The sequence below is a fragment of the Streptomyces sp. GbtcB7 genome, assembly GCF_019091445.1.
GTDB classification, from domain to species: domain Bacteria; phylum Actinomycetota; class Actinomycetes; order Streptomycetales; family Streptomycetaceae; genus Streptomyces; species Streptomyces mirabilis.
In genome coordinates this window covers 1-228 of sequence record NZ_JAGXJM010000802.1, presented here as the reverse complement: position 1 = coordinate 228, position 228 = coordinate 1, and the positions used below count along the sequence as shown (strand labels likewise).

General features: G+C 75.4%; 1 protein-coding gene. It reads left to right on the top strand.

Annotated features, from left to right (window positions below; translation table 11 throughout):
- A partial coding sequence (locus KVT44_RS59910) for an ATP-binding cassette domain-containing protein (protein ID WP_254651271.1) occupies positions 1-228 on the top strand: 228 nt, incomplete at both ends.

Sequence of the window (228 nt, the reverse complement as noted above, 5' to 3'; positions counted from 1 at the left end):
AGGACCCCGTCTCCTCCCTCAACCCGCGCCGCAGCGTGGGCGAGGCGATCGCCGATCCGCTGCGCGCGCAGGGGGAACGGGACGAGGGGCGCATTCGGGGGCGTGTACGGGAACTGTTGGGGCGCGTAGGGCTCGAAGCGGCGCACTACGACCGCTACCCGCACGAGTTCAGCGGCGGACAGCGCCAGCGCGTCGGGATCGCCCGGGCGCTCGCCGCCGCCCCACGCG